Annotated in this window: 5 protein-coding genes; 4 read left to right on the top strand and 1 reads right to left on the bottom strand. The window is 66.8% G+C overall.

Features of this window, described 5'->3' with window-relative positions:
- From VGK32_24095 to VGK32_24085, 3 genes are all read left to right on the top strand, one after another.
- A partial coding sequence (locus VGK32_24095; protein ID HEY3384854.1) for an SDR family oxidoreductase occupies window positions 1–808 on the top strand: 808 nt, incomplete at its 5' end.
- A complete protein-coding gene (locus VGK32_24090; protein HEY3384853.1) occupies window positions 808–1,758 on the top strand; it encodes a GDP-L-fucose synthase in 951 nt (316 codons plus the stop codon). The genes VGK32_24095 and VGK32_24090, both read left to right, overlap by 1 nt.
- Before the next feature lie 227 nt (window positions 1,759–1,985).
- A complete protein-coding gene (locus tag VGK32_24085; protein HEY3384852.1) occupies window positions 1,986–4,229 on the top strand; it encodes a 6-hydroxymethylpterin diphosphokinase MptE-like protein in 2,244 nt (747 codons plus the stop codon).
- On the opposite strand, the gene VGK32_24080 is transcribed toward VGK32_24085, so the two are convergent.
- The gene (locus VGK32_24080; protein ID HEY3384851.1) at window positions 4,226–5,155 is read right to left on the bottom strand and encodes a hypothetical protein; all 930 of its coding nucleotides are present in this window, start codon (window positions 5,153–5,155) and stop codon (window positions 4,226–4,228) included. The genes VGK32_24085 and VGK32_24080 overlap by 4 nt on opposite strands.
- 177 nt (window positions 5,156–5,332) lie before the next feature.
- Here VGK32_24080 and VGK32_24075 point away from each other — a divergent pair, with 177 nt between their 5' ends.
- A complete protein-coding gene (locus VGK32_24075; GenBank protein ID HEY3384850.1) occupies window positions 5,333–6,514 on the top strand; it encodes a radical SAM protein in 1,182 nt (393 codons plus the stop codon).
- Window positions 6,515–6,516 lie beyond the last annotated feature (2 nt).

Genomic DNA, 6,516 nt, shown 5'->3' with positions numbered 1-6,516 from the left:
CTGTCATCACCCGCACTTCCGGCTCGTCCGCGGCGATGCCCGGCTTCGCTCCGATCTCGACCCACTGCTTGCGAGCGCCGACATCGTCATTCCGCTCGCGGCTCTCGTCGGAGCGCCCTTGTGCGACCGGGACCCGGTGGCCGCGACGACGACGAACCGGGATGCGATCGCGGAGATGCTCCCGCGCCTGAGCCCCCAACAGCGGGTCTTGATGCCCGTCAGCAATTCGGGCTACGGAATCGGGGAGGTCGGGAAGTTCTGCACGGAAGAGAGCCCAATGCGACCGATCTCGCTGTACGGCCGCCTGAAGGTCGAGGCCGAGCAGATCCTCCTCGACACTCATCCGGCGTCCGTCAGTCTCCGGCTTGCAACGGTCTTCGGGATGTCGCCGCGGATGCGGTTCGATCTGCTCGTCAACGACTTCACCTTCAGGGCCTGGCGCGACCGCTTCGTCGTGGTCTTCGAAGGGCATTTCAAGAGGAACTACATCCACGTGCGCGATGTGGCGCGAGCGTTCCTCCACGCGATCGACCACTTCGAGACGATGGGCGGCGAGATCTACAACGTCGGCCTCTCCGAGGCCAATCTGTCGAAGCTCGAACTCTGCGACCGTATCAAGCAGCAGGTCCCGGACTTCGTCTCCCTGGAGTCGGCCCTCAGCAAGGACCCGGACAAGCGCGACTACATCGTGTCGAACGAGAAGATCGAGCGGACCGGATTCCGCCCCGCTCATTCGCTCGACCAGGGAATCGCCGAAGTCCTGAAGGGGAGTCAGATGTTTCCGAAGAGCCCCCAGGGGAACGTGTGATGGCGGGCCCGACGGATCCCGGCACCCCGCCCCGCCTGCTCGTGGCAGGCCAAGGCACGATGATCGGCCGTGCGGTGCAGCGCGTGTGTGCCTTGCGGGCTGATGTCGTTCTCGCAACCTGTGAGCCCGAGCCGGACTTCGAGGACCGCACCGCGGTCGACCGGTGGTTCCGCGCGTCGAACGCGACGTGGGCGATCGTTGCGGCGGGAGCCTCCGGCGGGATCTCGCGCAACCAGCGCGAGCCCGCGGACCTGATGCGAAACAACCTGCTCGCGCAGACGCACTGTCTCGAGGCCGCCAGCCGGTCAGGTGTCGACCGGTTGCTGTACCTGGCCAGTTCCTGCGTCTACCCTCGCGAGACCGCGCAGCCGATGGGTCCGACGCAACTGATGACCGGGCCGCTCGAGCCCACGAGCGAGGCGTTCGCCACGGCCCGCCTGGCGGGCCTGGCGATGTGCCGCGCCTACCGGACGCAGCACGGCGTGCGCTTCGTCGGCGCCATCCCGGCCGACATCTACGGCCCGGGCGACGACTTCTCGCCGGAGGACTCGCACGTGGTTTCCGGGATGCTGCGCCGGATGCACGAGGCAAAGGTCGCGGCCGAGCCGATGTTTCGGGTGTGGGGATCGGGCAACCAGAGGCGCGACTTTCTCTACGTCGACGATCTCGCCGAGGCGTGTCTGCTCACCCTCGACCGGTACGACGGCGAGGCTCCGATCAACCTGAGCGCCGGGCAGGACGTGACGATCGCGGAACTTGCGACGACCATCCGCGCGGTAGTGGGATTCGAGGGGCGCCTGGAATTCGACACGAGCAGGCCCGATGGGGCGCCGAGGAAGACGCTCGATGGCGGCGCCGCCGCCCGTCTGGGTTTCGTGCCTCGGACCACGCTCCGCGACGGCCTGGAGCGCACGTACAGGCACTTCCTCGAGACGAGGGACGGTCGGTGAACTCCCATCCGCCGATTCCCAGTGCGATGCACATCGACTTGGGGAACTGCCCTTCGGCGGACTGATCATCAACTGGGACGGCCGGGTCTTTCCGTGCTGCGAGGTGGTCGAAGTGCCCGGGTCCGTCTGCGAACGCGCCCCGTGCGCCGTTCGGAAGAAGTTCCTCGAGGACGTCCACGAGGAGACGTCCCGCGCGAGTTGTGTGTGACGGCCGGGAGCCTGGAGCCATGAGGCAGATGAGCGAAGCGGCCCTGGACCCTGGAAGCGAGCGGGTGCTCCAGGCGAATCTCGACGTCCTGAGACGGTCGCGCGGCGGGGTGTTCGAGATCGCCGACGTCGAGCCGTACGCCCGTCTGGAGGACGGCTCGCCGATGGCCGCCGTGGTTCAGGCCTCCGGCGGACGCTGGGTCCGACTCCACAGTGCTCGCGATCCGCTGCAGGAAGCGGACAACCTGGTTGCACCCGCGTTCGCGGCCGGTGACCCTCCGCTGGTGATCGTCATCGGGCTCGGTCTCGGCTACGTCGTCGACGCAATCGAGCGGCGCTCGACAACGACGAAGGTCCTCGCGCTCGAGCCACTGCCGGCCACGGCGCGCTTCTTTCTCGCGCGCCGCGACTGGACACAGTTCTTCGAGACGGAGCGGCTGACTCTGCTCGTGGGCCCTCGCTACCGCGGCGCCATCGACGCCTGGAAGTTGGTCGCGCCGGCCCACCCGGTTCCGTTCATCGTATCGCCGGTCCTCCTGCGGGAATTCTCGGCGGCAGTCGAACAGGCGAGAATCGTGGCCGACCGCGTCGTGGTTGGTGCGCGATCCAACGCCGAGGCGGGAAAGAGGTTCGTCGCGCCCTACCTCCTCAATACGCTGGAAAACGTCCCCGTGATCGCTTCGGAGGGCGACGTGGCCTCGCTCTTCGGCCAGTTCTCCGGCATCCCAGCAATCCTGGTCGCCGCCGGGCCGTCGCTCGACGGGAACCTCCCCAACATTGCACGCATGGCAGACAGGGCCTGCGTGATCGCCGTGGACACAGCCCTGCGGCCGCTGTTGGCGGCCGGGATCGTGCCGCCGCTCGTGGTGGGGCTCGATCCCAGCGAGCGCAACGGTCGCCACCTGAGGGGTATCGACGATGTTACGGGCGTGTGGCTCGTTGGAGAGGGCAGCCTCGACCCGCCGGCGTTCGATGCCTTCGCCGGGCGCACCTTCACCTTCCGCGTCAGCGATCACGAACCGTGGCCCTGGCTGAAGGAGCAGGGGCTCGACCGCGGCACACTCGAAGCGTGGGGGTCCGTGCTCACCAGCACATTCGACCTCGCGTGCCGGATGGGATGCAACCCGATCGTCTTCACTGGTGCCGATCTCGCATACACCTCGGACCTGGCCTACTGCCGGAACACCGTCTATGAAGCGGACTGGACGCATCTCCAGACCGACGACGCGCGGCGGTCGGCGGTGCGGGCGTCGCTCGAAGGGAACCACACGATCGAGACGCCGGACGTCGGTGGGCGTCCTGTGCGCACCGCACCGCACTTCGTCCAGTTCCGCGACTGGCTCGCCGCTCGGATCGTCGAACGCTCGGACATCCGAGTGATCAACGCAACGGGCGGAGGCATTCTCCACGGAGAAGGCATCGAACAGCGCAGCCCGGGCGATATGGCGCTTCCGACGGTTGCCGTCAACGGCTTGCGGGCCAGCCTCGCGGCCGCGTGGCGCCGCGGCGACGAAGCGCGGTGGCGCGCCGCTCGCCTGTTGGCCGGCCGACACAGAGTGGAGGGCGACCGGCCCCTGATCGACCGATGGTTCGATTTTGCCGCCGGCGCGGCCTCGCGCAGAGACATTGCGGTCACGCTCGGCTGCTCGCTGCGCCAGATGGCAGACGCCACAAACGTATCGTTCGATGACAGCAGGCTTCGCACGCTTCCCGGTGGGAGACCGTGCCGCACGGTTGGTCCACAGGCACTCTCGGGCTGGTTCGGCGAGGGAGCCACCGTGGCCACGGCGCGGACCGTCATCGACGCCACGCTCGCCCACGTCCACGAAGTTCGGGAGGACGGGACAGGGGGCTGGCATCGCGCCGTGTGCCTCGGGCTCGGGTTTCGGGGAACGCAGACGCACGCCGTGGCGCTTCGTCCGGTCGGCCGGTCCACCCTGTACATCCAGCTGATCGATCTCGGCGTCGTCGTCGTCTTCGACTTTGCCGCCATGACGCATCACACGGTCGGAGGCGGTGACGAGGTCGACGCGTCGATGGCACGCATCGGATCGGATTGGTATCTCTGTGCGGTCGGCGTTCGCACTGACGCGACAGTCACCGACCTCCGCATCGGCATCTGCAATCAGGAAACCGGCGGATACGAGCCCGCGCGCGGTGACCCGGACAAGGGCTTCGACATGGCCGAGCCCGTGGTCACGACAGGCCTTGGCACACGCCATCCCCGCGGCGTCATCTCGTTCACGGAACCCGACCGGATCTAAGCGGCCGTGGAAGCGCGCCAATAGGCGCTCTTGCGCCGATGGGTGCGGGTCGCGTAGTACATCCGGAAGGTCCGCTGGAACTGTTCCCACCGGGGGGACAATCCGGGAAGGAACCGCTCGAACACATCTACGTCCTCGAAGCCGAGGTCGCGCAGCGCCCGCAGCAGCATGGGCTCGGAGATCCGGACCTCCTGGTTGAAGTTCAGCGGAAACGCAAGGCCGGTGTCGAAGTATGCCAGGTAGGGAGTCGACGGATAGAGCACGGCCTGATCCGCGGTCTCGAGGCCGGTTTCGACCCAGAGGAAGATGCCGTGGCGTGCGCGGTCGCACAGAAAGCACAGCGCCTGGAGTGGGTCACACTGATGCTGCAGGAACATCGCGTTGATGATGATGTCGACCTCCGGGAGGACGACACCCTTTGCAAGGTGATGCGACAGGCTGTCGTAGATAGCGGTCTGGAAGCGTACGTTGGTCCCGAGGAGGCTATTGAGCCAGCCGAAGATCCTCGTCATGTCGTTCCAGTCGTACCCGCAGCACGAGCCGGCTCCTCGAACCGCGAGGTTGAAGAGGTTCAGACCGGTGTTGCAGCCGACCTCGGCGATGGAGAACTGGCCGAGTCGATCTCCCGCATGCCGGCAGATCGCGTCGGCGATGTGGTCGTAGAGTCGGCGGTACTCGGCGTTGCACTCCCGGAAGAAGCCGACATCGGCGGGAGGCTGATAGGGCCCGATGTCGATTCCCTTCGCGTGGATGCTGAAATCCCCGGGTCTGGTCGCTCCGGCATATCCCTTGCAAAAGTTGTGGCCCTCGCCGACCTCGATCTCGTCCGCGAGGATAAACGGCTGGTAGAACAGTTCGCCGTGTCTGATGAACTCAAGCCCCCGCTCGAGCTGTTCGGTCGTAGTGATGAACGGACGGAGATCCATTTCGCCCTCTCGGTAATGGACCGGCCGATTGGCATCTGCTGACATCGGCGGAGCGCGTCGGCCCGATCGCTGATTCGAACGCGGCCGCCGAAACGACGCATGGCCCGGGCCGGCGTCCGCGGGTAACATAGCACGCATCCACGACAACGAAGGCCTCTCGATTCGTGGTCCAGATCCATGACCGAGCACAACACCGTTCACGACGTCGATTCCCATGAGGCGCTCCTCGCCGGGAGGCCGGAGCTCACGACCCGGCTGATCCTCGAGCTGACGGATTCCTGCAACCTTCGCTGCAGGTACTGCCACCAGAGCATGCCGGAGTTCACCGCCACGCGCGTGATGACGTCGGAGTTGTTCGATGCCGTCGTCGACCATCTGCGGCGATATCCCGAAGCCGTGGTGGATCTGACGGGCGCTGGGGATCTCACGGCGGCGCCGGACTGGTGCGCTCGCTGCAAGCGGCTGCTCGACCTCGGGGTGCGGCTGGCCACGACTGTGAACCTCGCCAGACTCCTGACGCCGGACGAGGTTGAGACGCTGTCGAAGGTGTCGTGGCTGAACGTGTCGATCGACTGTCTCGACATCGATGTGCTGCGGTCGCTCCGTCGGAGCGCGGATGCCCGGACGATCGTCTACAACCTGATGGCCGTCAGGACCGCGCAGATCCTGCGGAGCGACGGGCAGGCGCGTCGGCTGTCGATCCTGGCGGTTCTCTCGGCCGATGCCGTGACGCACCTCGATCGACTGGCTGCGTTTGGGTCGGCTGTCGGCGCGGATTCCCTCGGAATTCGCGACCTGGTCGAGTATCCGACCATCGACGAGAACGCTGCCAGCATCTGGTCGCTCGACGGCGGCGCAGCCCGCAAGGCGGTCTCGACAGTTCGTGCGGCGATCGATCTGGCCAGCCGCCACGGGCTGACGCTCGACGTGCCGCCGAATTTCTCCGCACGACTCGATGCGCTCGAACGTCGCGCGGATACCGGCGCACGGACCGTCGAACGCGTGACGACGCCGGATGGCACAGGGGGCACTGGCGGGCGCGTCACCTACGTCGAGTCCGTTCCGGCCGGGTTCACGCGCGATTGCACCGATCCGTGGACGTTCGTCCAGATTCTGGGCGACGGGGCCGTCAGGCCGTGCTGTTTCTCCGAGTGGTCAATCGGCCGTCTCGACCGCACGACGACGCTCGAACGCGTCCTCGACGGCGACGTCGCGCGTCGCATTCGCGGCCAACTGCTGCGGGGCGAGCTCGACCAGTACTGCGCGATCTGTCCGCTCCGCGGCCAGATCGAGATCGGGGCGCTGAAGGCGAAGATCCAGCGGCGAATCGACATGGCGTCGGCCTCGCGGACGGCGTAGGG

The sequence above is a fragment of the Vicinamibacterales bacterium genome, assembly GCA_036504215.1.
In the GTDB taxonomy this organism is placed as follows: domain Bacteria; phylum Acidobacteriota; class Vicinamibacteria; order Vicinamibacterales; family Fen-181; genus FEN-299.
The sequence above is the reverse complement of the archived record's forward strand: the minus strand, read 5'-3'. Positions and strand labels throughout refer to the sequence as shown.